Genomic DNA, 26,374 nt, shown 5'->3' with positions numbered 1-26,374 from the left:
GTACAGAAACCCTTTCCGTAGCTGATGGTATTGTTGGTTTTTCCTGTTGTTATTCCTGCTTTCACAGGCGGATGGAAAAGAGGCAAGAGAAGCGGTAATCATGACAGATAAGAGCGGAGTGTTCTCATTTTCCCCTGAATTTTCTCCTGATGCTTCCTTTCTTCCTTTATCCGCAGGGAGGCGCTTCGGGAGCGGCAGCGCAGCAGGCAATAAGCTTCTGAATCGGCCATATGCACCGCTTTAAAAAAGCTGCTTTAAAAAGCTTTGTGCAGGTGTTGCTGGAGGTGCTTGTATAGCAGGCAATATCCCTCTTTTCCCATGGCTTCACACGGAAGTATAAGGAAGACCCGTTCATGTGCGTCGGCGAACCCGGAGATTCGCGACCGATTTTTTCAAGTTATCATGATGATCGACGTCCACCACTCGGTACTCCTTTTTGGCGAAACACTGATAGACCGGTTCCCCGGCGGGGATGTGCTCGGTGGCGCACCTCTCAATGTTGCCCGCCATTTGCGCGCTTTTGGCTGTGCACCTGTTCTCGTGAGCCGGATAGGCCAGGATGCGGAGGGTGCGCGTCTGTTGCAGGCGATGGAGAGGGCCGGATTGAGCACGCATGGTGTACAGCTTGACTCGGTTTACCCTACGGGCGTGGTAGCGGTCCATCTGGGAGCGGAAGGGCATCGGTTCGATATTGTCCCTAACCAGGCCTACGATCATATTCATCCACGTCTGGCACGGGTAGCCGCGCTTGCGGCAAACCCGGAAATGGTCTATTTCGGAACGCTGGCTCAGCGCGCCGATTCGCATCGCGCCCTGCGCCATATGTTGCGCGCAACCAGCGGCCAACGTTTTTTTGATGTCAATCTGCGCGATCCCTGGATTTATGGCGAACGACTGCACTGGTCGCTGCAGCATGCTGATATCGTTAAGGCGAACGACGATGAACTGGATCGCATCGCTCAACTGTTGAATATAGATGAGCCTGTTGCCGAGGCTCAGGCCAGAGCGCTGATTGAGCGATATCAGTTGCGCGGGATGCTCATTACTTGCGGCGGAGCCGGTGCCTGGTGGCTGGAGCGAGCGGGAGAAAAAATATCGATCGCGCCGGACAAGGCAGCGGATGTTGTCGACACGGTGGGAGCGGGTGATGCGTTCTCTGCGGTCTTCATATTCGGCTTGTTGCAGAGATGGGGTATGCCCGTCATCTTGAAGCAGGCACAGCAATTTGCCAGTGCAATTTGCGGAATACGGGGGGCTATTCCCGAACACGATGATTTTTACGAACCGTTCATTAGACAGTGGCCAGTGGACGGTTAGGAGACGGATGAAAGAGTTATACATACTGATGCTGAGCCTGCACGGGCTGATTCGGGGAAACGACATGGAGTTGGGGTGCGATGCGGATACCGGCGGCCAAGTGCTGTATGTAGTGGAGTTGGCGCGAGCACTCGCGCGTCAGCCCCAGGTCGGCAAAGTGGATCTGCTCACGCGAAGGATAGAAGATCCTTCGGTTTCCGCGGATTATGCCCGTCTTGAGGAAACGCTGGGCAACAACGCGCGCATTATCCGCCTTCAGTGCGGTCCCCGCCGCTATCTGCGCAAGGAAAGCCTCTGGCCCTATCTGGATCAACTGGTGGATCGCGCACTGCTTTTTCTCCGCGGGCAGAAGCGCTTGCCGGATGTTATCCACAGCCACTATGCCGATGCCGGTTATGTCGGCATGCAGCTTTCCCAACTATTGGGCATCCCTCAGATTCATACCGGGCACTCCCTGGGACGCAGCAAGCAACAACGCCTGCTGGCACAAGGCCGGAAGCCGCAGGCACTGGAGCGCCAATTCAGCTTCTACCGGCGAATAGCCACAGAGGAAGCCGTACTGCAACATGCTAGCCTGGTCATAACCAGCACGCCTCAGGAAAGCGTCGAGCAATACGGGTTGTACACCAACTATCGCCCGGAACGCGCGGTTGTCATTCCGCCGGGAACTGATATATCGCGTTTTTCTCCTCCCAGCCGTCAAAAACCAGTGGAAGTGGAGACCGCGGATCTCATCGATCGCTTTCTCGCGCACCCGCGCAAGCCCCTGGTATTGACCATTTGCCGTCCTGAAATTCGAAAAAATCTGGGGGCGCTGGTCGCCGCCTTCGGCAATTCGCCCAAACTGCATGAACAGGCCAATCTCGCCATCGTGGCGGGCAACCGGGATGACATCCGTCAACTGGATGCTGCCCAGAACGAAGTGATGACCGATCTGCTGCTGGATATCGACCGCTACGATTTATGGGGCAAGGTGGCGCTGCCCAAACACCACAAGCCTTCCGACATCGCCGGTTTCTACCGTCTCGCAGCCCAGCGGCGCGGCGTGTTCATCAATCCGGCGCTTACCGAACCCTTCGGCCTTACACTGATCGAAGCCGCCGCCAGTGGGCTTCCCATTGTCGCGACAGAAGATGGAGGACCGCGCGATATCGTGGCGAACTGCAAAAACGGGATACTGGTAAATCCATCGGACACCGGTGCGATTGCCGAAGCGATCGAGTATGCGCTTGCTGACCCTATGCGCTGGCGGCGCTGGGCGCGGAACGGCGTTTCAGGGGTAAAAAGCCACTACACGTGGGAGGCGCATGTCAGGAGATATCTGCACGTTCTGTCGCGTCTGCTGTATCAGGAGCGTAAGCGCATCCGCCGGAACCTGGCGATATATCAAAGGCAACCGCGCCCGCTGCCTTTGATATCGCATATGCTCATCACGGATATAGACAATACGCTCCTCGGCGACCGTGCTGCCCTGCGTCGCCTTCTTGCTATCCTGCGGGCGACGCCACCCAACCTGGGCTTTGGTGTCGCCACTGGCCGCACGCTGGAAAGCGCTGTGAAAATATTGAAGGAATGGGGCGTACCCTTGCCCGATGTGCTGATCACCGCGGTGGGCAGCGAAATCTATTATGGTCCCGAACTTCGTCCGGATATCGGGTGGCAAAACCTGATCAAGTATCTATGGCGTCGTGATGCCATTGAAAACGTATTGCGGAAAGTGCCGGGACTCAAGCTGCAGGCGGGCGAAAACCAGCGCGAATTCAAGCTCAGCTACAACGTGGATCCGGAAAAAATGCCGCCAGTAGCCAAAATCCGCACATTGTTGCGTGAGCAGAATCTGTCAGCACACCTGATCTACTCACGACAGACTTATCTCGACGTGTTGCCGCTGAGGGCGTCCAAAGGGCGGGCAATACGTTATCTTGCCTATAAGTGGGGACTGCCGCTACGCGCGTTTCTGGTTGCGGGGGATTCCGGCAATGATCATGAAATGCTGATCGGTGACACCCTCGGCGTTATAGTCGCCAACCATAGTTCCGAACTCGCAAGCCTGAAAGGGAATGAGCAGATCTATTTTGCCCGGTCCGCATATGCCGACGGCATTGCAGAGGGTATGGCGCATTATGAATTTGGTACTTCCATCATGGAGACTGCAAATGCTGGACAAATTTGAAGCCTGGGCTGTCGATCATCGCGGTGATATGTATACGCTTCTGCGCAGGTGGTTCGAACTGGAAAGGCCGCTTCTGCTTCATTCCGATCTGGGAGCGGTTTTTGATGCGTTGAGCGCGGATCATGCGCATCTGCTTGCTGACTCGCAGGTGCAGGAGATCGTAGACATTTTGCAGGAAGCGGTGTGCCGGCCGCCAATGGTCTATATGGCGGCCCGCGAGGACGCGGGGTGCTGGTGGTACGCGCGCCTGCATCTGGATCGGCTGATCCCCGAGCCTGTCACCGTGTCGGAATATCTCGCTTTCAAGGAACTGCTGGTAAATCCGGAGGGAGCGAATGAGCCCGTGCTGGAAATTGATTTTGCGCCTTTTAATCGCAGTTCTCCAAAGCTCAAGGAAATCCGGTCTATAGGACAGGGTGTGATTTTCCTCAACAAGCAGCTTGCCGGGGGTCTGTTTGGGCAACTGGGATTGGGGTCGGACAAGCTGCTGCATTTCCTGACAGTACATTCCATGGATGGGAAGCAGTTGATGCTGGGCAGCAACTTCACCGATGTACCGGCGCTGCGTTCCGGACTGCGCAGGGCTTTGAGTATGCTTGAGAAGTATCCCGACGATACCGAGTGGAAGGATGTTGCCGAACCGCTGGGGGGTATCGGGTTTGCGCCTGGCTGGGGAAATTGCGTGGGCCGTGTGAGCGAGACGATGAGTTTGCTGGTGGATATTCTGGAAGCCCCCTCTCCACAGATCCTGGAGAACTTCCTCGCCCGCATTCCGATGATCTCGAAACTGCTGATTCTGTCTCCCCATGGCTACTTCGGCCAGGATAACGTGTTGGGATTGCCGGATACAGGCGGGCAAGTGGTATACATCCTCGATCAGGTGCGGGCCCTGGAACGGGATATGAGCGAGCGTCTGATATTGCAGGGAATAGATGCGCCGCCAAAAATCCTGATCGGCACGCGCCTCATCCCCGACGCGGGCGATACACTCTGCCACCAGCCTCTGGAAAAAATTCACGGTACCCAGAATTCGTGGATCGTGCGGGTGCCATTTCGCAAAGCGAGCGGTGAAATCGTTCGCCATTGGATTTCCCGGTTCGAGATATGGCCATACCTGGAAAATTTTGCGCATGACATTGAACGCGAAGCACTGGCCCAACTCAGCGGTAGTCCCGACCTGATCATAGGCAACTATTCCGACGGAAATCTTGTCGCCTCGCTGATTTCCAAACGGATCGGCGTAACCCAGTGCAATATTGCGCATGCGCTGGAGCAGAGCAAGTACCTGCACTCGGCGTTGTATTGGCGGGAGAACGAAGCTCAGTATCACTTCAACTGCCAATATACCGCCGATCTCATCGCGATGAACAGCGCCGATTTCATCATCACCAGCACCTTTCAGGAAATTGCCGGTACTGAGCAGACAGTAGGCCAATATGAAACGTACCAGAACTATACGATGCCGGGCTTATACCGGGTGGTGAACGGCATTGACCTTTTCGATCCCAAGTTCAACATTGTTTCGCCGGGCGCGGATGCGGAAGTCTATTTCTCTTATCTCGACCGCGAGCGGCGCCTGGATGCCCTGGTTCCGGACATCGAGCGTCTTTTGTACGGGGATGATCCGGGCGTGCCCTACCGCGGCTACTTCGCTGATCCTGCGAAACCTCTGATTTTTACAATGGCTCGCCTGGACATGGTGAAGAATCTTACCGGCCTTGCCGCGTGGTTCGGGCAGTGTCAGCCCTTATCGGACGCAGCCAACCTTCTGGTAATCGGCGGGCATATCGATCCAGCAGCCTCCAGTGATGGCGAGGAGCGTGCCGAGATCGAGCACATGCATGCGCTCATGAACGAGTACAAACTGGAGGGACGCATGCGTTGGCTTGGCACCCGACTGGAAAAAAATCTTGCCGGTGAGTTGTACCGGCACGTGGCGGATCGTCGCGGCATTTTTGTTCAGCCGGCGCGATTCGAGGCATTCGGGCTGACCATTATCGAGGCCATGGCCTCCGGCCTGCCTGTATTCGCCACCTGCTATGGCGGCCCGCGCGAAATCATTCAACATGGGGTTTCGGGCTACCATTTCGATCCCAACAATGGATCGGCGGCCGCTTCCGCCATGACGGATTTTTTTGCGCGAGCGGCAGCCGATCCGGGTTTTTGGGACAAGGTTTCCCAGAGGGCCTTGCAGAGGGTCGAAGCGCGCTATACCTGGCGTCTCTATGCCGAAAGAATGATGACGTTATCGCGTATTTACGGCTTCTGGAAGTTCGTCAGTAAGCTGGAGCACGAAGAAACCGTGCGTTATCTCAACATGTTCTATCACTTGCAGTTTCGGCCCATGGCAAAGGCGCTTCCCCAATAAAAGGGCGGTCATGCTGTCGTTTTTAAAGAATAAAGACCAGTTCCAATGCGCGCCGTGTCGTCAATTGTGAAAGCTTATCTGTTGTTCGGCGATGTTTTCTCTGCTGTCGGCATCACTTGAGAACGATCGGCAGCATGCAGTTTCTGGAATAGATCCAGCAGGCAGTTTTTTACCGTAAAAGTGCTGACCTCCAGTATCGCAGCCGTTTCAGAAATCGTTTTACCCATCCGGGTCCACTCCATTATCGCGATTTCGCGAGGGCTGAATCCATACTCCTCCGGATTTAACGGAACCAGGGCACGTCGGTTGTTCCGGAGCGGTGGATCGATGCGGCCGAATGCCGCGTCGATGTATGGAAGCAGTATTCCGATGACGTCCTTCGAGGAAGGGGAGATATTCCTGCTCGAACTGAACATCACGTACAGACAATCATGCTGTCCGCGTTTGTCGCTGATGCCATGTATCAACATGGAATGCATACCTTGCAGCGCCCCTCCCAGAGGACATTGCAGGACGCGTTCTTCCATCAGAAAACCATATTCGCCGCTACCAAGAGCGTAAGGAGCCTTGCCAAGTTGAACCCAGCGGCGGAACAGTCCCTGGAGTAAGGGCAGCAGCGTCCTTGCATCCGAGTTTTCGCTCCTCACTTCGAGCAAGGCAGAGACAACGTCATGACACACAGCATCTGCATCGAAATCTCCCCATGCAGCGAGCATGATCTCGTGAGGCAGGTAGTGTTGCATCTCACCTTGCAACCACAGCAATAGATCATAGTGACAGCTTACTTCCAGCCCTTCCTGGATGATATGGCGATATCGCTCCACGTGTTCCATAGAAAAAGAGGGCGACAGGTTCATCTGGAATATTCAATTGAAGTTACGGGAGATATCCATTCACCCTATAATGTAAGCAATATTCACGCCAGGACGTAATTCGCGGATTTCAAAGGTCGAACAGACGTTTGATGGAAGAAATATGGGAAGAATGTAAAGATTTCTGACAGGTGATCAAACCTGTTTAAACTTGTAACGCCGAAGCTCCTGGATTATTTCTACCCACCGCAACGCCGGAACATGGCTTTTCCGTAGCTGGTATTTTCTTGTTGACCACTTTCTTTGTTGATAAAATGAATTGGATTTAGCCCCTTGAGGGTTCTTGAGCTAGAGCTATTTGTTCCAGAGACAGGGGAACAGGGCAGGTTGAGAATAGGGCGAGTCACGATTCCTCCCCTGAGAGGGGGAAAGGCACGTCTTTTTTATTGCCGATTTTGACCAGTGCGGAGAAATTCCGTAAAGGAGTATCATGAACAAGAGAGTAAACGACAAGAGAGTAATAGCGATGGCATTCTCTATTATTATTCTGTCATGGTCCGTCTCTGCCTTCTCATTGCAGCAGCCGGAATCACAGTCGCAATCGCAATCACAATCGGCTTCATCCCCGGAGCTGCCTCATGGAGACGGTTGGCGCCTTGTGCGCTCGATTCAGCTTGGCAACTCAAAAAATTATATCCATATGGTCCTGATCGATGGCAAGCGGGATATGGATAAGGCGGTTTACGGCGCTGCACTCAGCAAGATATGCAGATCGGAACCCGATTTCTGCAGAGTCAGATTCTGGAATGAAGAACGTTACGTAGCTGACTCGATTTCGTTTACAGATGCTCAATTCAAAGCGCTGCGGGCCGAATACATATTCAATCGTGCCGGCCAGGTGCAGCAAATGAAATATGCATGCACGGTCGTATCCGACAAGAATCAGTGTTTCTCTCACTGAGGAACACGATCAGGTACATCCGGAAAGGCGGTGGGAGGTTTGTCCGCGCTGACCATAAAGAACAGGAAGCTCAGATGATACGCAGATTGATCAGTTCAGGATCAACGTTCGAACAGGAGATCGGTTACTCCAGGGCTGTGGTTGAGGGTGACTGGGTCTTCGTCTCAGGCACGACAGGTTTTGACTACAGCAAAATGACAATTTCGGACGATCTTCTTGAGCAGGCTGAGCAATGTTTCAGAAATATCGGTGCTGCTCTGGATGAAGCTGGGGCAAGCATGAGAGATGTTGTGCGCGTCACCTATATATTGCCTGATGCTGCTGACTTCCCCAAGTGCTGGCCCATATTCCGGAAATATCTCGGGGATGTAAGGCCAGCGGCAATGATGTTGGCTGCCGGCCTCTCGGATCCGCGTATGCGTATCGAGATACAGGTAACCGCAAGGCGCGGTTCAGGAGCGTGAGATATTTGAACGATCAAGGGAGAGGCCTGCTGCTGGCGGAGAGGATGATTGGGGCTTGGGATTCCACGCTAATAACAAATGAGGAGGGGGTAATTGATGGCTGAAAAAACAAACAAGATTTTTATCAGTTTTGCACTCAAGGACAGAAGTGCGCACGATCAGCTTCTGGAGCAATTGAAGGAGCAAACAAAATTTTCCTTTGAGGAGATGCCCGTCAAGCAGTCCTGGGAGCCTTCCTGGAAAGACGAGTGCCGGGAGACGGTGAAGGGATGTGATGGCGTGATTGGCCTGATTACCAAAAACTATGTCAGAGCCGACGGCCAGCAATGGGAACTGCGCTGCGCCTACGATGCGAGAATGCCTGTACTGCTTATTCACGGAGATTCCGACAGGCTCCCCTCCAAACTGCCTGAACCCGTTGGAGACCGCGAGATCGATGCGTGGAACTGGCCAGCAATCTCATCGTTCCTCGACAGACTATAAGCATTTTTTCCTGAGCACTCCGGGCGGCAAAAAACCGGATATTGCCGACCGGAGCATGTCAGTATTTTCATGCACTGCCTTTCATAACCTGGGGAAACCTGTCAGAAGGCGCTCGCAGCTTGAACTAAGTTCGATCGCTGCCTTCGACGGAAGTGTAAGCGGGCCGGCCGTTAAGAGTATCGCTGAAGGGTATCGATGCTCCCGATGGAGCCGTTCGGTGAGTCGAGAAAACGTTTATTGCAACACGCCCAGATCCGCTACCCGTTGTTCGATAGTCCGCATCATTTCCTCATAGGCGGGCGCTCCGATTCCCCCAAAGCGTTTTTTGAACTCGGCCTCCGGCATGAATTCCGGCAGATCGGACCAGGAGGGCATCAAATCCGTGTCCCCAATGCCGGAAAGGACGCGATACTGAAGTTGCTGGGCTGATGTCTCGCTTGCTACCGCCTTTTCTCCAAATTTTGTGCCTGCGTGATCTGCAGCAAGATCGTTAAAGGAGAAGCCGCTGCCATGGCGGGAGTCCTCGAATTCCTTGTACAACCCGATTGCATCCGCGAGTGCGGTATCGGCATAGGCAGCGATAGCGGCGGAAACCATGAAGTGCTTGGCAAAATCATCACGACCATCCAGTGTTACAACCTGAGGCTGGGCTCGGGGCCAGGTTGTTTTTCCTGGAAGAATCCGCTTCAGTGAAACGCCCAGCACATGTGCCGTAGCCACCAGAATAAGGGCGCGGTTTTCAGCACGCGGGTCGGCCTCCGTCGATTGTCCGGCCGCTGCGCGCATGAGCGGTGAAAGCACGTCCGACAGCGATAATTCTTTCTCGCCAGTTCTGCTGCTTTCCACCAGCAGACGTTGATAACGAAGCAAACGTTCGCGCTCCTCTTCGCCTATGATCGAGGCCTTCATGCCGTGGGAGAGGCCGCCGCGCCAACGATAAACAATGGTCAATTCATCCGGGGAAACCTTTACCATCCGAAGCGAGTCCAAACTGTCCTTATATTCCGGGCTCTCTCTTAGCCATTCCAGTATCCGGGGCATGAGCATGTCCGCAAGCGCGTCGGGCAACGAAAGTTTGCCGATCTGGATCGATCTGAGCTGTGGCAGGTGATCGGTCTCGACTAAAGATGCTTGAATGTTGAGATACCTATCCGGGTAGCGCCTGAGTGGAGTCTCGGAAAGAGGAATGCTGAGGCGAATCACTGCGCTTCGATGGGCAAGGGTGAGGTGAGCGCTGCCTTTCAGGAGCCTGCGCGCCAGGTAATTTACGGCCAGATCCGCATCTGCCGGCATTATCCTTGCGGCAGCGAACATTCCCGGACGTACCCAGTAACGGTGCTTATCCACAATGCGCTTTGCGCGTTCTATGTGATCCGGAGTCAGGACGACCTGACGGTTGACGCGTGGGCGATCTTCAATGGCGAGCGAGATTATGACGACCAGGATCAGGGAAAAAATCAATAGCAATCCAGCCGAGACAATCAGAAGTTTGCGCATGAAATTTTATTGAAGTGTCCGCTCAGGACAAAGGGCGCACGATGCCGGTATTCCGGACCATGGCATCTGCGCCCTTGTGAATTTACCGGTCCTGTGGGTTTGCCGCGAAAGGATAAAGAAAAACGCCGCGGTTTCGACTGATGCTCAAATCGCTTTCTCAAAAAAGGCGGAACAGATCACAACGGTTCCACAAGGCATGCAAGCCGTGCCAGGTAGGGCGGCGCATGCTGCACCCGGGCGATGATTATCCCGACTTTACCGAGAATGCTCAAGGAGGACTTATCAAGGGGTTTCTAATACCACCAGTAGGGGTGGTAGAATCCTCCCCAATAGGGTCCGCCATAATAATACCCATACCCGAAGTATGGACTGAAGCCGTAGCCGGGGCCACCATAATAAGTGTAAGGCTGATATTGGTACGCCGGCCATAAATAAATGCCTTTGGAAGAAAGCAGAGGCAGACGTACGTGTTTTTTTCCTATCGTACGCTCGATATCACCTTCGATTGTTCCCGCAACTGTGATTTCTTTATCCTTTGCATAAACGGCGGGATCCAGAAATTCGGAACTCTTGATCACGAAACGTCCCTCGCTCTGTTTGTTCAGTTGCGGCCGTCCGGAATAATTGAGGGGATAGGACAGCACCTGCACCAGGGTGAAGTTTTCTTCATTTTCAACATCAATCACCATGCCTCCCCAACGGACGGACGTATCCTTATAGCTGTTCGGGTTCTGGCTCACCTCGCCATAACCGACCTTTGCCACCGGTACGTCTCTCACTGCCGCTGGCAGTCCGACGCACCCGCTCAAGAAGATACAGACGAATAACAGGTATGGTCTCATCTTTTTTCCTTTTATGAAAACACGGCCCATGGATTGTTTATTTGCCATCTTCGCCTAGAATTGGAATTTCTTAATAGAGCCACTACAAGCATAGTTTAATCTGGGTTAAAAATACGTCCCATTATTAATAGGGCGCCTTTGAATACTTTCTCGCGACTGGGCAAGCTGTCAGCAGATTCCTTGGGGTTTATGCCGTCAGCGTCGTGAGCAGGAAGATGCTTTCCTGAAGTCGGCTTATGCCTCGTTGCTGAAAGCGCGGATTTTCCGCCAGCACGTCGCGTTTTGCGAGCAGACGAACGTCCGCGCGTTTTCCATAAAGTACCTCTACTTCGGCTGCGGAAACCGCAAAAGGCGGACCGGACATTTCGGACTCGGGATAATCGAAAGTAACGAGCAGTATCGGGATTGCGGGCGGCAAGATGCGCAGCAGGTGGTCTGCGTATGCGCGGCGGGTTTCCGGGGATAGCGCGACCAGGGAGGCACGGTCATACACTGCCCCCATCTCTGCAAGGTCGTCTTTTTCCAAGTCGAAAAAATCTCCACACAGGATGCGGATGCCGTCCGCATCCCACTGATCGAATTTCTCGCCGACGGTATGGCGAGGGGAATATTCGTTTTCCTTGAAGAACGCTTCTACTGCCAAAGGGCTTAATTCCACCCCCAGCACGGAAAGATTCTGCTCGCGAAGCCATATCATGTCACGGCTTTTGCCGCAGAGGGGAACGAATACCTGTTTTCCGGCCGCAACCTGTAATTTCAGCCAATACTGGCGCAAATATGGATTGATCTCGCCTTGGTGAAAACCGATTTCTTCCTGCCTCCAGCGTTCCAGCCAGTATTCTTTCTTCATTTTCCTGTGTTCTCCCGGCGTTATTTAAGATAAATTTATCCTGCCGCCATCCACTTGAGCTCGCAAAAGATTAAGCCGACAATGTTTCGCCGATATAAAAATCCGCCAAAATTATCTCGCTGACAACTACGAAATGCTTCAAAAACTTGCTGCACTTTTCAAGGAATTCGGATTTTTTGCTGGTCTGTTATATATTTCAGACCGTTTTCTTGCGAATATCTCACCGCACCTGCGACTGTATTTCTACGATATTATGGTCCAGCCGATTCACAAAGAGCCGCTTATTCCAGAGCGATTAAGCAGGAATCTTGAAATTCGCGAGATCAAACGAGGTGATCCGGAAGTGGAACTCATGCCAGCGCGGCCGGACATAAAGGAGGCCCGTTTCGAGCAGAATGCGGTCTGCCTTGGCGCTTTTCAAAAGGGAAAATTTATCGGATATATGTGGTTTTGTCCCCATACCTATATAGAAGACGAAGTTCGCTGCATCTTCCTGGTGTCACCCGCCGGCGAAGCGGTCTTCGATTTCGATTTCTACCTTTTTCCTGAATATCGCATGGGCCGAGGATTTATCGGCATGTGGAGCGGAGCCAATCAATATCTTAACGAGCGAGGGATAAAATATACGTTCAGTCGTATCACCCGGACGAATATCGCCTCGCGCCGGGCGCATAGTCACCTGGGATGGAAATGTGTAGGACGCACCCTATTCCTGCAGGCCGGGCAGTTGCAGTTCATGGCTGCCACTATTTTTCCCTTCCTTCACTTGTCGTTTGGGAAGTCCGGGCGTGTTCAGCTAAAATTACGTCCCGATGCTCTGCTGGTCCAATAATCCCTCCCTGAAATAAATGTGGAACTCGGGCTTGCCAGGGCAATCGAAAGCACCAGAATAAACCAGAATATCCAAGTGCCCGAAGTGCGAAGGGTTGAAGGAAGTAACCTCAGGTCTTTTTACGCGGTACCGCGGTATGAAGCATCAGGCGGCCGAGCGTCAGCAATTCAGGAGAAACTCCTCTTCACTGTGTGCTGTCATGTTTTTCAGTGCTGAGTTCTCTGATCCATGATTCCTGGCAATAGTGAGGCAATGTATCCGGGTGTACACTTCGTTTATTTTATATTGAGAGGCTATATCCATAACCGAGGGTGAACATGAATTTGAATGCAAAGAAAACAACCACAGCTGTTCAATCTGCTTCCGAAAACCCCAAGTTGCGTGTAATGCCCAAACAACTCTTTTCCCGAACTCCTGTTCTTACAGGTGATAATGCTGCGGCAAAGCGCGAGGAAATACGCGAATACTTTCATTCCACGCTGGACCGTTACGAGCAACTCTTCGAAACGTTGCGGGGAGATGCAGCCTACTTCAAAAAACCCATTTCTTTGCGTCACCCGCTCATATTCTACCTCGGCCATACGGCCACCTTCTTTACAAATAAACTGCTGCTCGCGGGTCTGATCACTGAACGTATCAACCCAAAAATGGAATCGATGTTCGCAGTGGGTGTCGATGAAATGAGCTGGGATGATCTGGATACGACGCATTACGATTGGCCTTCTGTCGAAGAGGTGCGAGCCTATCGCAGAAGAATGCGGGAAGTCATCGACCAGCTTATTCATGAAACACCCCTGACCCTGCCCATCGGCTGGGACAGCCCCTGGTGGACGATCATGATGGGTATCGAACACGAGCGCATTCATCTCGAAACTTCGTCAGTCCTTATCCGGCAGCATGCGCTGGAATACGTCGTGCCCCATCCTGCCTGGGAGCCCTATCGTAAAACCGGACCCGCGCCTGACAATCAGTTGGTGAAGGTACCGGAAGGCACCGTGCAGCTTGGGAAGAAGAAAGATGATCCTTTCTACGGATGGGATAACGAATACGGTACGCATATTGCGGACATTACAGCCTTCGAAGCCGGCAAGTACCTGGTGAGCAATCAGGAATTCCTGGAGTTTGTCGAAGCAAATGGGTATGGAGCCGAAAGTTACTGGGAAGAGGAAGGGCGCGCCTGGCTGAAGCATGCTGCCGCGAAGCATCCCACCTTCTGGATCCGGCGAGGCGTCGAATGGGAGTTGCGTCTGATGACCAAGGAAGTTCCCATGCCCTGGGATTGGCCCGTGGAGGTGAATTATCACGAAGCCAAGGCCTTCTGTAACTGGAAAGCGTCCGTGAGCGACCAGCCTTATCGCCTCCCGACAGAGGATGAATGGTACCGTCTCTATGAGGTGGCGGGATTATCCGAGGTTCTGGCTGCCGCACCAGCCGAAGCCAACATTCATCTCGATCATGGTGCATCCAGCCACCCTGTCAACGAATTTGCTCAGGGCGATTTTTACGATGTGGTCGGGAATGTGTGGCAGTGGACCGAAACGCCCATTTATCCTTTCGACGGCTTTGATGTTCATCCCCACTATGATGATTTCACAACCCCGACTTTCGATGGCAGGCACAACCTTATCAAAGGAGGGTCCTGGATTTCCTGCGGCAACGAATCCCTGAAGAACTCACGTTACGCGTTCCGGCGCCATTTCTTTCAGCACGCGGGTTTTCGTTATGTGGTCGGCGCTGCCCCGGCGATTCAGCATGGCTCGCACTACGAAACCGACAAGCTGCTCTCCGAATATGCGGAATTTCATTATGGAGAGACCTATTTCGGTGTGCCAAATTTTCCGAAAGCGCTGGCCGAGCTCGCTATTGCCGCCATGGGGGACAAGCCGGCGCGCAAGGTGCTCGATCTGGGCTGCGCATCGGGGCGGGCTGCCTTTGAACTGGCGCGACATTTCGATGAAGTGACAGGAGTCGATTTCTCCGCCCGCTTCATTGGGCAGGGAGTTCAGCTGGCGTCGCAAGGGGTATTGCGCTATACCCTGGCCGATGAAGGTGATCTGGTCTTTTACCGGGAGCGGACGCTGAGTGGACTGGGCCTCGATAACGTCAGGCATAAGGTGGCGTTTTATCAGGGCGATGCCTGTAATCTCAAGCCGCTCTATACGGGTTATGACCTGATCCTCGCGGCGAATCTCATAGACCGCCTTTATGATCCGGCCAAACTGCTCACATCCATACATACGCGCCTCAATCCCGGCGGTATTCTGCTGATTGCCTCTCCCTATACCTGGTTGGAGGAACATACCAAGCGGGAAGCCTGGATCGGCGGCTTCAAGCGGGATGGTGAAAGTTTCGGAACGCTCGATGGCCTGAAAGAAATTCTGGGTACCCACTTCAAGCTGATTCAGGGGCCCACGGAAGTTCCATTTGTCATTCGCGAAACACGCCGTAAATTCCAGCATACGCTCTCGGAAGTAACAATCTGGGAGAGAGTTGCTTGAATAGAAGCTCATCTATCGGAAACCAGGATTTTGATAAGGAAATCGACCGGACCGGGACAGCCAGCCTGAAATACGACAAGCGCCAAAGCATGTTTGGCGCAGCGGGAGTGATTCCCCTATGGGTCGCGGACATGGATTTTGCCGCTCCAGCCGCGGTCACCCAAGCGCTTTCCCGACGCGCCGCCCATCCGGTGTATGGGTACACTGTCTTTCCCGACAGTTTGTATGAGTCGCTGATTGATTGGCTGAGGCGTCGTCATGGCTGGGAGATCGAGCGAGACTGGATCATGATGTGCCCCGGCGTGGTTCCGTCGTTGCATGCCGCCATCATGACCTTTGCGCAACCCGGAGAACCGGTTATCGTGCAGCCGCCGGTATATTTCCCCTTTTTTTCTGCCGTCACCAGTACCGGCAGGCAACTCGTACAGAATCCGCTGCGGTTGCGGAATGGCCATTATGAGATCGATTACGATCATCTCGAGCAATGCGCGCAAGGCGCGCGTGTCCTGCTGTTATGCTCACCGCATAATCCCGTCGGCAGGGTGTGGAGCAGGGGGGAGCTCGAACGCATCCTGCGGATAGCGGATAAACACAACCTCGTGGTATTTTCCGACGAAATCCACGCTGATCTGGTTTATCCCGAAGCCAGGCATCATATGCTCTCACGGCTGGCGAAAGCATGGGCCGGAAGCAAGGCGAGTGTCATAACAGCTGTCGCCCCCAGCAAGACATTCAACATTCTCGGATTGAATCTTTCCGCTCTCGTCGTGCCGGATTCCAGGCATCGGGAAGAGCTTGCGCGGACGTTCGATATCCTGCATGTCAGCGCATCCAATCCTTTCAGCATTGCTGCTTTCGAGGCAGCCTATCGGGAAGGTGAAGTCTGGCTGGATGAATTGCTGGTTTATCTACAGAAAACCCGTGATTTTGTCTCAGAGTATCTGGAGATCCACCTCCCGGAAATCCACCTCATCGACCCCGAAGGCACGTATCTGCTCTGGTTTGATTGCCACGAGCTGATGAACACATTGGGGATGACTGATATCCAGCTCAGGCATTTTTTTGTGCATGAAGCGGGTATCGGCATGAGTCCGGGCACTTTGTTTGGCGAAGAAGGCAGCGGTTTCATGCGCATGAATATCGGTGCTCCCCGTAGCATCATTGAAGCAGCACTTGAAAGCATCAGAAAAGCTGTGCACAAAGCGAAGCAGGGGAGCGCCTGAGCGTATGGAGGTTCCGGCAGTTCTGTTTTCCCAGGAAGGGAAGCTCCGCTCGTACTCATGAAACAGCCGCAACAAAGAACAACCAGACAATAACGAGCGCTGTTTCAATACATGAGCGAAGCACTCAAATCCTGGAGCGGCTGGATAGCGGTCTTCTTTTCCATATGCATCTGGACCGGCTTCATTCTCGTCAGCCGATACGGAGGAATGGGCACATTGACAAGCTGGGATATTGCCCTGCTGCGATTCGGAGTAGGCGCTTCGATCGCCGTCTTTTTTTTGCCGCGAATCCTGCTGCCCCCACTCAAGGTGATAGCCCTGTTCTCGCTGTTCGGCGGCATCGGTTACGCTGCGGTGGTATACGCTGCCTTTCGCTGGGCGCCGGCAGCTCATGCTTCCGTTCTGTTGCCCGGCACACTGCCTTTTCTGACTGCGATTATTGCGTGGCTGTGGTTCGGCGAAAGATTTACAGGCGCGCGCCAGATGGCGCTGCTTATTGTTTTTGTCGGCATCCTGCTGACCGCCGCTGACTCGCTCTCACTCGGAACACATGTATCTTCCACGCAGATTCTCGGTGACGTGCTATTTCTTTGCGGGTCCTCATTATGGGCGATATTCACGCTGCTGCTTGCGCGCTATCCGATGCCGCCGCTTGCTGCTACTGTAACGACCACCCTGGGCAGCGCGGCAATTTACCTGCCCGTTTGGCTGTTATTTCTGCCCAGCAATCTCGCACAGGCCTCTGTTCGCGAAATCATCATTCAGGCAGCATATCAGGGCGTGCTGGTCGTCTTTATCGCGATGCTGCTCTATACGTTCGCCGTGCGTCGCCTCGGGTCGCAAACGGTCGCCCTGCTGATGGCATTCGTGCCCGTCGTATCCGCATTGGCGGCCGTGCCTGTCCTGGGAGAACCCTTGTCTCTGCTCACTCTGGCTGGATTGGGGGCGGTTACCGTAGGCGCTGTGCTAGGAGCGCGCCAGGCATAAATATTGGACGGGGAGTAAATGCTCAGACACAGCATCCCGATAAGGGCATAATGAGCACTATCTGATACTCCAGCCGACCATACTCGGGTTTCGGGGTGGAGGAGCTGCGTCATTGTGCTCGTGTACATGTGAATCTCGCTCTGCGAATTGTTCTTGAACGATGACGCCTCAAAGCGAGGCAAAGATGCCTGTCGCGAACTGGGGCGAACGAAGAGACAGAACCGCTCCTGTTCGCTATTTTTGAATATCTGATATTGATTCCCCTATATAGAGTAATGCCGGAATCCGGTCTTTCGCCGATTTCTCCCGATGACATGCTGTCAGACGCAGGGGCGCCTGCTCTGCCGGCTGCCTGGATTGCGGCTGTTGAATCCCAGCTTTCCAGGGAAGAAAAGGTGGCGGCATGGCTCGAAACTGACCTCAATGGCCGACTGCATTTTGATCCTGGACTTGTAGTCGTCACCAATAAACGTCTGCTCGTTAAGGTGGGAGCGGAGGAGTCGGCAACGTGGCAGGAGTGGAACTACCGATCCGGACTGACGCTTGTGCGCAGCGATCATGCAGGTGTCGGCAGCCTTGAACTCTTCGATGAGAACGCGCTGCTTGCACGCTGGCGCTACACATTGGGGAGGGATGCTGCGGCCAGCCGGCTGATCGATAATTTCCGTGAGCAACTTCATTATCACTTGACAGGGGAGTTTCGCCCTTTACCTGTACAGATTCTCTGCCCCAAGTGTCACCGGATACTGGATATCCCCCTGGCTCCGGGGCAGGAGGAGTGCGAAGCGTGCCGCAAGCAAGTACACGCGCCCCCCTCTACCTGGACCCTGTTACGCTTGTGGCGTTTCGCCAGACCCTACAAGTGGAGGCTTTTTGCCGGTTTTCTTCTGACGCTCGGCAGCACGGGAGCGGCGATGGTGCCTCCGTACCTGACCATGCCCCTGATGGACAACGTACTGATTCCCTATCAGAACGGCAAGCCGATTGACGTTGAACTGGTCAGCTTTTATCTGACCGGACTGCTCGGAGCCGCGATTCTGGCTTGGGGACTGGGGTGGGCGCGTACTTACGTGCTCGCACTGGTTTCCGAGCGCATTGGCGCTGATTTGCGCACAGCCACTTTCGAGCATCTTCTCAAACTCTCACATGCCTATTTTGGCGGCAAGCGCACTGGCGATCTCCTGGCGCGCATTGGGTCGGAAACAGATCGTCTCAACATTTTCCTGTCGCTGCACCTGCTCGATTTCGCGACCGACGTGCTGATGATCGGCATGACGACCGTTATCCTGGTCTCGATCGAGCCGTGGCTCGCGCTGGTCACGCTGACGCCATTGCCGATCATCGCGTGGTTGATCCATCTGGTTCGCGATAAGTTGCGGACCGGGTTCGAGAAGGTCGATCGCGTTTGGGCCGAGTTGACCAGCGTGCTTGCCGATACCATCCCCGGCGTGCGGGTGGTGAAGGCGTTTGCACAGGAGAAGCGGGAGGCAACCCGCTTTCGCGCCGCCAATGAACGCAACCGAGAAGTCAATGACCGGGTCAATAAGGTCTGGTCGATGTTTACGCCAACGGTCGTGCTGCTGACCGAGATCGGTTTGCTGGTGGTGTGGGTTTTCGGTATCTGGCAAGTATCAAAAGATGAAATCACGGTAGGCGTGCTGGCGGCTTTTCTCACCTACATCAGCCGTTTCTATGTCCGGCTGGACTCGATGAGCCGCATCGTCTCGTTTACGCAAAAGGCCGCTGCCGGCACCAAGCGCATCTTCGAAATTCTCGACCACGTTTCCAGCGTTCCGGAGCCGGCCCACCCTGTGCACCTGCCTGCTGTAGACGGGCGTATCGAGCTGCGAAATGTCGGGTTCCGCTACGGTACCCGCGCGGTCACGCACGATATCAATATTACGATCGAACCGGGTGAAATGGTGGGTCTGGTAGGGCACAGCGGCTCAGGCAAGAGCACGCTCGTCAATCTCATCTGCCGCTTCTACGATGTGACGGAAGGCGCAATCCTGCTGGATGGGGTGGATATACGCGCACTCCCGGTCGCGGAATACCGCAAGCATATCGGGCTTGTTCTTCAGGAACCCTTTTTGTTTTTCGGTACCATTGCCGAGAATATTGCCTACGGCAAACCGAACGCGACGCAGGAGGAAATTGTTGCCGCCGCACGAGCCGCGCATGCGCATGAGTTTATTCTCCGCCTGCCGCACGGCTATGACTCCCTGGTCGGCGAACGGGGGCAGGCGCTCTCGGGCGGAGAGCGGCAGCGCATATCAATTGCAAGGGCACTGCTAATCGATCCGCGTATTCTGATACTGGATGAAGCGACATCCTCCGTGGATACGACCACCGAGAAAGAGATCCAGAAAGCGCTCGAAAACCTGGTGCGCGGTCGGACTACCATCGCGATTGCCCACCGGCTCTCCACGTTGCGCGATGCCAGCCGGCTTATCGTGCTTGACCGCGGAAGCGTTATCGAAATAGGCAATCATGATGAACTCATGGCGCGTGAAGGGCATTATTACCGGCTTTACCAGGCGCAAGTGCGTAATGTGGACACAGAGGACGATCTGCGCAGGCTGAGCCCGGAGCCAAGGGCTGAAGGTGGCCGGGAATGACGGAAAAAGCGCCCTTATACTACTCCCTGAGCCGCAATGCCTTTGGACGACTGGTGTTTACCGGAGCGAACGGGGAGGTACGAGAGGGTGTGGTTCCGGTACGGGCTTTTCCCATTACCGCTCCCTGCCGCGGTATCTCGCTGGTCGATACGGATGGCCATGAGCTGGCGTGGATCGAGGTGTTGAGCGACCTTCCCGATGAGACGCGCAGGCATGTTGAAACGGATCTTGCCAACCGGGAGTTCATGCCGGAAATCAAACGCATCGAGGCAGTTTCAAGTTTTGCCACCCCCAGCACCTGGCGGGTTGAAACCGACCGCGGTGCTACGTCGTTCGTGCTCAAGGGCGAAGAATACATTCGCCGTCTGACTCCAATCGCTTTGCTGATCACCGACAGCCAGAACATCAATTTCCTGATACGCGACCGTACGGCGCTCGATCATCACAGCCGAAAGGTTCTCGACCGCTTCCTCTGATTCAAAGCCAGGGTAGCGATTCCGGTACTTGCAGTTGGAGCATTGTTTCGCAGTTGCGTGCTTACAGCACCCCTCTGCAAAGCCTGTCGCTGACAGGAGACATATAACATTGCGTGATATCAACGGCATATTTTCGCCGGGAAACCGATTGTCGGCAAATGGCGACAGAATAGGCTCTTTTCCTGCTCCAAATAACTGTTTTGCAAAGATTATTTTAGCTGGCATAATCCATGCTTGATTTCTTGCGGATGGGGACTCCGTACTGAAAGCGAGACGCTCGTGAGAAAATCATTTGCTTTTCATATTAATTTATCTGGTTGTAAACCTATTGTAGTCAGCCGCGTTAGTTCAACCTTACCTTATTTCTTGTGAGAATCTCACTTTATGCTGGCTTACGCAGATACCACACCTGACTACATAGCGGTAAATCGAGATATCAAGTTTATTGAAATACGCCACCTCAACGGACCCAATATCTGGAGTGTTCGTCCCGTACTTGAAGCCATTGTCGATATCGGGGAACTCGAAGACTTTCCCTCCGACACAATCCCTGGTTTCTATGAATGCCTGTCTTCCTGGCTTCCTTCGCTCATTGAGCACCGCTGCAGCTATGGAGAGCGGGGCGGATTTCTGCGCCGTTTAAAGGAAGGTACCTGGACTGGCCATATTCTCGAGCACGTTACGCTTGAACTGCAAAATCTGGCGGGAATGCCTGGCGGCTTCGGTCGGGCGCGCGAAACATCCTTGCGCGGTGTCTACAAGGTGGCTGTGAGCGCCTGGCATGAGGATATCGCGCGCAATGCTCTCGCAGCAGCAAGGGAATTGCTGCTTGCGGCAATGGATTATTCGCCGGGGAACGAACCTTACGATGTGAGAGGCGCTGTTGCGCGTCTGCGCGGTATGGTCGATTCGCTGTGGCTGGGGCCATCCACTGCCTGCATTGTTGAAGCTGCCGCCAGCCGCAACATTCCGGCGATTCGCCTTCTTGCCAGAGGCAATCTGGTACAGCTGGGTTATGGCATCCGAAGCCAGCGCATCTGGACAGCCGAAACGGACCGCACTCCCGCAATTGCAGAAAGCATCTCGCGCGATAAGGATCTGACCAAGGTGCTGCTGCAATCGTGCGGTGTCGCCATCCCTGAAGGCCGCATCGTTCACAGCGCTGAGGATGCATGGGAAGCGGCGCAGGAAATCGGTCTGCCGGTGGTGATCAAACCGTGTGACGGAAATCATGGACGCGGTGTTTTTATCGAGTTGAGCAAGCGTGAAGAAATCGAGTCCGCTTATAGGGTAGCTCTGGAAGAGGGCAGCGGTGTCCTGGTTGAGGGTTATGTTCCCGGTACGGAACACCGTCTGCTGGTAGTCGGGGACCGTCTTGTCGCCGCAAGCCGGGGTGATTCCGTTTCGGTTACAGGCGATGGGATTTCCACCATAAACGAACTGATCCAGCAGCAGATCAACTCTGATCCCCGCCGGGGGGAAAGTGAAGAGTATCCGCTGAATCCGGTCAGTGTGGATGGGGTAACGATAATGGAACTCCTGCGGCAAGGTTTCACCACGGATTCAATACCCCTTGCCGGACAGGAAATCATCATTCAGCGTAACGGTAATCATGCTTTCGATGTTACCGACGAGGTGCATCCCAGTACGGCGGCGGCAGCTTCGCTGGCGGCGCGTGTTGTCGGCCTGGATATTGCGGGCATCGATCTTGTCGCCACGGATATCGCGCGGCCGCTTGCAGAACAGGGCGGAGCCATTGTCGAAGTCAATGCGGGGCCCGGTTTGCTGATGCACATCAAGCCCGCTATCGGTACCCCGCGTCCGGTCGGTGAAGCAATCGTCGAGCATCTCTTCCCGAGCCACGAGGACGGCCGCATTCCGATTGTAGGTATTACCGGCAGTTATGGTACAACCAATCTGGCTCATCTCATTGCTCAACTGCTCGTGCTATCCGGAAAGCAGACGGGTCTGGCATGCAGCGACGGCTTCTATCTTGACCGCAGGCAAGTGAAAAAAGGTGATCAGGCCAACTGGAAGACAGCGCGCAACATTCTCATGAACCGGTCAATCGAGGCAGCGGTTTTTGAAAACGGCAGTGACAGCATGCTGCGCGAGGGATTGGCCTACGATGGTTGTCATGTCGGCATCGTTACCAATGTGGAGTTGACCCGTCATTATGGAAAATATCTCGAAACCCCCAAACAGGTCTTCGACCTGTTGCGTACCCAAGTCGATGTAGTCGTGCCCGCAGGTGTGGCAGTGCTCAACGCCAGGGAGTCGATGCTGGTGGAAATGGCTGCGCTGTGCAATGGGGAAATTATTTACTTCAGCCTGGATTCCGATCTTCCGGTAATAAAAGAGCATTGTTTACACGGTACCGCTGGTATAAACGGCGTTCAAGGCAAACGGGCGGTAACGGTTCGAAACGGAGAAATTTTCCTTGTTGACGGGTCCGGTGAACTGCTACTGAGTAAATTGAACGATGTTCCGGTTACATGTAACGGGCAGGATGTTTTGGAGGTCGAAAATGTACTCGCGGCAGTAGCCGCCGCATGGTCACTCGGCATCGACCTGGCCGTCATACGCGCGGGGATTGGAAACTTTCACGCGTTTAACAAGGCGTAAAAAGAATCAGTAAACCTCCGCTGAATAAGAAACGCTAGGAGAACTGCCGATGCAAGTATCACGTCTCCGCGCTTTGCGCGGGCCCAATTTGTGGAGCCGTCAGACAGCCATAGAGGCAGTCGTTTCCTGCGACACTCCTGAATTCCTGCCGGGCGGCATGCCGGGTTTTCTGGATCGCCTGTATGCACGATTCCCGCAAATCGATTTGCTTCGAACCGCATCTTGCCCTGAAGCGGAAATGCTTGCGCATGCGCTCGAGCGCGCTGCACTCGGACTGGAAATACAGGTGGGTTGTCCGGTGGCTTTCAGCAAGACCGCTCCGACGCTTGAAGCCGACATCTATCAGATCGTCGTGGAATACAGCGAAGAGGCGGTTGGCAGGCTCGCCTTTGATCTTGCACAAGCTCTGTGCAGCGCGGCTATCGCAGATACCCCTTTCAATCTGGCCGATGCTCTGCAGCATCTGCGTGAGCTCTATGAGGACATACGCCTGGGGCCGAGCACCGGTTCAGTAGTGCGGGCAGCGGTTGCCCGCGGCATTCCCTTCCACCGGTTGACTGATGGCAGCATGGTGCAATTCGGCTGGGGTAGCAGGCAGCGGCGTATTCAGGCTGCAGAAACCTGCCTCACCAGCCTGGTAGCCGAGTCGGTTGCGCAGGACAAGGAGCTTACCCGATTCTTGCTGGATGCTGCCGGCGTACCTGTCACACCCGGAAGGCCGGTTACAAGTGCGGAGGATGCATGGGTGGCGACCTGTGAAATCGGCAGTCCTGTCGTCGTCAAGCCGCAGGACGGCAATCAGGGAAGGGGAGTCCGCGTGAATCTCGTGAGCCGCGAACAGGTGGAAGCAGCGTATGCCGTTGCAGTTGAAGTCACTGGAAAAGTAATGGTTGAGCGCTACATTCCCGGCCACGACTATCGCATGCTGGTAATCGGCAACAGGCTGGTCGCCGCAGCACGACGTGAGCCACCCCAGGTTGCAGGGGATGGGATTCACACGGTTGGAGAATTGGTGGAACAGATCAACAGTGATCCGCGACGCGGTGAGGGACATGCCAACGCGCTTACAAAAATCCATTTGGATGAAATCGCTCTTGCCCACCTTGCAACTCAGGGTCTGACATCGGAATCCGTGCCCCCAGCGGGCACGCGAGTGGTTCTCAGGAATAATGCGAATCTTTCGACCGGTGGAATGGCGACAGATGTTACCGACGAAGTTCATTCTGAATTTGCGGCGCGTATGGGCGAAGCTGCGCAGATGATTGGCCTTGATATCTGTGGAGTAGATGTTGTCTGCGAAAGCGTGTCCAGACCTTTGGAGGGACAAGGCGCCATTATCGAAATCAATGCAGCACCGGGTTTGCGCATGCATTTGCAGCCTTCCTTCGGCAAAGGGCGTGCGGTGGGAGAGGCGATCATTGCAAACATGTTCAAGAAGGGTGATGATGCCCGCATCCCGGTAGTGGCGGTCACAGGCACCAACGGTAAAACGACTACCGTCAGGCTGATTGCCAATATTCTTGATTGTCAGGGTCTGCGCGTTGGCATGACAAGCACGGACGGCGTCTATATCGAGGGGCAGCGTATCGACACCGGCGATTGCAGCGGTCCCAAGAGTGCAAGAAAAGTGCTTCTTCATCCGGATGTGGACGCGGCAGTGCTTGAAACTGCGAGAGGTGGTCTGCTGCGCGAAGGATTGGCTTTCGATCGTTGTGATGTCGCAGTGGTTACCAATATCGGAGTCGGTGATCACCTCGGTCTTTCCTACATCAATACCGTGGAAGATCTGACCGCCGTCAAACGCATTATCGTGCAGAATGTGAAGCCCGGGACGGGTGTGGCAGTGCTGAATGCGGCTGATCCGTTTGTGGCAGGCATGGCCGCTCATTGCCCTGGCAAGGTCACTTTTTTTGCGCGCGATCCAGATAATCCCGTGATCGCGAAGCATCGCGCTCAACGTAAACGTATCGTTTATGTGGATGGCGACGCAATCATCGCTGCGGAAGGCAATTTCGAATATCGCCTTCCGTTTGCAGGCATCCCTGTGACACAGAATGGCGCGATCGCATTCCAGATTGAAAACGCCATGGCGGCCGTCGCAGCGGGTTGGGCGCTGGGTCTCGACTGGCAGATCATTCGCGGCGGTCTCGCGAATTTTGTCAGTGACATGCAAACCGCCCCCGGCCGCTTCAATTTCTTCACTCATCGCGGCGCTACACTTATTGCTGACTACGGCCATAATGTCGATGCGATTCGCGCACTTGTAAATGCGATCGACAAAATTCCGGCGAAACGGCGTTCTGTGGTTATCAGCGGTGCTGGCGATCGACGTGATGAGGATATTCGACGGCAGACGGAAATATTGGGAGATGCTTTCGATGAAGTGGTGCTTTATCAGGATCAGTGCCAGCGCGGACGCGCGAATGGGGAGGTATTGAGCCTGCTGCGGCAGGGCCTGGAAAAGGCTAAACGCACCCGGAAGATCAAGGAAATCTACGGGGAGTTTGGAGCCATTGACGCCGCATTTGACGATCTGAAAGAGGGAGAATTGTGTCTTATTCTCATCGATCAGGTGGATGAAGCGCTTGGATACATCACCAAGCGGGTGGTGGCTGGCTGATAGGGGAGTTGTCCATTCCCCGAAGCCTCGCGGAATACCTCTTGATCCGAGCGTTTCAAGGATTTCTTACTCCGGGGTTTCTTACTCCGGTTTTACGCAAAAACGTCGAGTCCTTCTTCTCCGTTCGCCCGATCCTGAGCTTGATGAAGGATCGAAAGTGCGAACGCAGCTCAGGACAGGCTTGTCGAAGGATTAAGGGCTAGCTAATTGCTGGAGACGTTGCCACTTCCCCCCCATTTGCTCTCGAAATCCGCATTATTTCGGGGAGAGTGGGCAGTTTTAGCTCCTTCCCGGTTGCAATCCGCAAAAATTGAACCTAAACTGAAAATCACGTCAGTAGAGATACCAGTTTGCCCGGTGCTGAGTTTATGTTGTTCACCTACGAAGGAGAATTTCATGGCTGGAGATAGCGTTTACAAAATAACGGAGATAATCGGAACCAGCACGACTTCCTGGGAAGACGCCGCCAGGAACGCCGTGGAAACAGCATCAAAGACATTGAGAGACTTACGCGTTGCTGAAATAGTGAAGCTGGATCTGGTGGTTGAAAACGGCAAGGTGGTGGCTTATCGTGCGAGGGTAAGTCTGTCTTTTAAATACGAGACCGGTAAATAACCGACTTTCCGGCACCATGAGGCATAAGGAGCTCATAGGGGGCTCATAGAGTTAGATGGACCGGGATGCCGCTGGTCTCGCTGAATCAGCGCGCGAAGAATAATCGGGACAAC

Annotated in this window: 19 protein-coding genes; 15 read left to right on the top strand and 4 right to left on the bottom strand. The window is 54.2% G+C overall.

Features of this window, described 5'->3' with window-relative positions:
• Positions 1 to 402 precede the first annotated feature (402 nt).
• Genes ACZ5BW_RS11795 through ACZ5BW_RS11785 form a run of 3 tightly spaced genes read left to right on the top strand, consistent with a single transcriptional unit; the run spans position 403 to position 5,858 of the window.
• Positions 403 to 1,317, top strand: a complete 915-nt coding sequence (locus tag ACZ5BW_RS11795; protein ID WP_464540170.1) for a carbohydrate kinase family protein — start codon at positions 403 to 405, stop codon at positions 1,315 to 1,317.
• Between the two features lie 7 nt (positions 1,318 to 1,324).
• Positions 1,325 to 3,490: an HAD-IIB family hydrolase gene (locus ACZ5BW_RS11790; RefSeq protein ID WP_464540168.1), complete on the top strand. Its 2,166-nt coding sequence runs from the start codon at positions 1,325 to 1,327 to the stop codon at positions 3,488 to 3,490.
• Positions 3,474 to 5,858: a sucrose synthase gene (locus ACZ5BW_RS11785; RefSeq protein ID WP_464540166.1), complete on the top strand. Its 2,385-nt coding sequence runs from the start codon at positions 3,474 to 3,476 to the stop codon at positions 5,856 to 5,858. The genes ACZ5BW_RS11790 and ACZ5BW_RS11785 overlap by 17 nt, the downstream gene beginning before the upstream one ends.
• A gap of 74 nt (positions 5,859 to 5,932) precedes the next feature.
• On the opposite strand, the gene epsA is transcribed toward ACZ5BW_RS11785, so the two are convergent.
• Positions 5,933 to 6,715: an XrtB/PEP-CTERM-associated transcriptional regulator EpsA gene (gene epsA, locus ACZ5BW_RS11780; RefSeq protein WP_464540164.1), complete on the bottom strand. Its 783-nt coding sequence runs from the start codon at positions 6,713 to 6,715 to the stop codon at positions 5,933 to 5,935.
• Positions 6,716 to 7,160: 445 nt separating this feature from the next.
• On the opposite strand from epsA, the gene ACZ5BW_RS11775 reads away from it, so the two are divergent.
• The 3 genes from ACZ5BW_RS11775 to ACZ5BW_RS11765 all read left to right on the top strand — a co-directional run bounded on the left by ACZ5BW_RS11775 (position 7,161) and on the right by ACZ5BW_RS11765 (position 8,578).
• A complete protein-coding gene (locus tag ACZ5BW_RS11775; RefSeq protein WP_464540162.1) occupies positions 7,161 to 7,631 on the top strand; it encodes a hypothetical protein in 471 nt (156 codons plus the stop codon).
• Positions 7,632 to 7,705: 74 nt separating this feature from the next.
• A complete protein-coding gene (locus tag ACZ5BW_RS11770; protein ID WP_464540160.1) occupies positions 7,706 to 8,095 on the top strand; it encodes a RidA family protein in 390 nt (129 codons plus the stop codon).
• Between the two features lie 96 nt (positions 8,096 to 8,191).
• On the top strand, positions 8,192 to 8,578 hold the full coding sequence (locus ACZ5BW_RS11765; RefSeq protein WP_464540158.1) for a TIR domain-containing protein: 387 nt from the start codon (positions 8,192 to 8,194) through the stop codon (positions 8,576 to 8,578).
• A 234-nt stretch (positions 8,579 to 8,812) separates the two neighbouring features.
• On the opposite strand, the gene ACZ5BW_RS11760 is transcribed toward ACZ5BW_RS11765, so the two are convergent.
• The 3 genes from ACZ5BW_RS11760 to ACZ5BW_RS11750 all read right to left on the bottom strand — a co-directional run bounded on the left by ACZ5BW_RS11760 (position 8,813) and on the right by ACZ5BW_RS11750 (position 11,767).
• Positions 8,813 to 10,075, bottom strand: coding sequence for a hypothetical protein (locus ACZ5BW_RS11760; RefSeq protein WP_464540156.1), 1,263 nt, complete (start codon positions 10,073 to 10,075; stop codon positions 8,813 to 8,815).
• A gap of 293 nt (positions 10,076 to 10,368) precedes the next feature.
• Positions 10,369 to 10,917 carry a Slp family lipoprotein gene (locus tag ACZ5BW_RS11755; protein ID WP_464540154.1) on the bottom strand — a complete coding sequence of 183 codons (549 nt, stop codon included), beginning with the start codon at positions 10,915 to 10,917 and terminating at the stop codon, positions 10,369 to 10,371.
• Between the two features lie 187 nt (positions 10,918 to 11,104).
• The gene (locus tag ACZ5BW_RS11750; RefSeq protein ID WP_464540152.1) at positions 11,105 to 11,767 is read right to left on the bottom strand and encodes a thiopurine S-methyltransferase; all 663 of its coding nucleotides are present in this window, start codon (positions 11,765 to 11,767) and stop codon (positions 11,105 to 11,107) included.
• A gap of 253 nt (positions 11,768 to 12,020) precedes the next feature.
• Here ACZ5BW_RS11750 and ACZ5BW_RS11745 point away from each other — a divergent pair, with 253 nt between their 5' ends.
• The 9 genes from ACZ5BW_RS11745 (at position 12,021) to ACZ5BW_RS11705 (ending at position 26,261) form a co-directional block, all read left to right on the top strand.
• Complete coding sequence (locus ACZ5BW_RS11745; RefSeq protein WP_464540150.1) at positions 12,021 to 12,599, top strand: N-acetyltransferase family protein; 579 nt, start codon at positions 12,021 to 12,023, stop codon at positions 12,597 to 12,599.
• Between the two features lie 386 nt (positions 12,600 to 12,985).
• The gene (gene ovoA / locus ACZ5BW_RS11740) at positions 12,986 to 15,097 is read left to right on the top strand and encodes a 5-histidylcysteine sulfoxide synthase (protein ID WP_464543701.1); all 2,112 of its coding nucleotides are present in this window, start codon (positions 12,986 to 12,988) and stop codon (positions 15,095 to 15,097) included.
• Positions 15,094 to 16,320 carry a MalY/PatB family protein gene (locus tag ACZ5BW_RS11735; protein ID WP_464540148.1) on the top strand — a complete coding sequence of 409 codons (1,227 nt, stop codon included), beginning with the start codon at positions 15,094 to 15,096 and terminating at the stop codon, positions 16,318 to 16,320. The genes ovoA and ACZ5BW_RS11735 overlap by 4 nt, the downstream gene beginning before the upstream one ends.
• A 111-nt stretch (positions 16,321 to 16,431) precedes the next feature.
• Positions 16,432 to 17,307 carry a DMT family transporter gene (locus tag ACZ5BW_RS11730; RefSeq protein WP_464540146.1) on the top strand — a complete coding sequence of 292 codons (876 nt, stop codon included), beginning with the start codon at positions 16,432 to 16,434 and terminating at the stop codon, positions 17,305 to 17,307.
• A gap of 275 nt (positions 17,308 to 17,582) precedes the next feature.
• Entirely contained in the window at positions 17,583 to 19,925 is a 2,343-nt protein-coding gene (locus ACZ5BW_RS11725) for a cyanophycin metabolism-associated ABC transporter (protein ID WP_464540144.1), read from the top strand.
• Complete coding sequence (locus ACZ5BW_RS11720) at positions 19,922 to 20,401, top strand: cyanophycin metabolism-associated DUF1854 family protein (RefSeq protein WP_464540142.1); 480 nt, start codon at positions 19,922 to 19,924, stop codon at positions 20,399 to 20,401. The genes ACZ5BW_RS11725 and ACZ5BW_RS11720 overlap by 4 nt, the downstream gene beginning before the upstream one ends.
• A gap of 384 nt (positions 20,402 to 20,785) precedes the next feature.
• Positions 20,786 to 23,026, top strand: coding sequence for a cyanophycin synthetase (locus tag ACZ5BW_RS11715; RefSeq protein ID WP_464540140.1), 2,241 nt, complete (start codon positions 20,786 to 20,788; stop codon positions 23,024 to 23,026).
• Between the two features lie 49 nt (positions 23,027 to 23,075).
• Positions 23,076 to 25,646, top strand: coding sequence for a cyanophycin synthetase (cphA, locus tag ACZ5BW_RS11710; protein WP_464540138.1), 2,571 nt, complete (start codon positions 23,076 to 23,078; stop codon positions 25,644 to 25,646).
• 396 nt (positions 25,647 to 26,042) lie between these two features.
• Positions 26,043 to 26,261, top strand: a complete 219-nt coding sequence (locus tag ACZ5BW_RS11705) for a dodecin family protein (RefSeq protein ID WP_464540136.1) — start codon at positions 26,043 to 26,045, stop codon at positions 26,259 to 26,261.
• Positions 26,262 to 26,374 lie beyond the last annotated feature (113 nt).

This window comes from Nitrosospira sp. TNL300 (assembly GCF_055385915.1).
The sequence above is the reverse complement of the archived record's forward strand: the minus strand, read 5'-3'. Positions and strand labels throughout refer to the sequence as shown.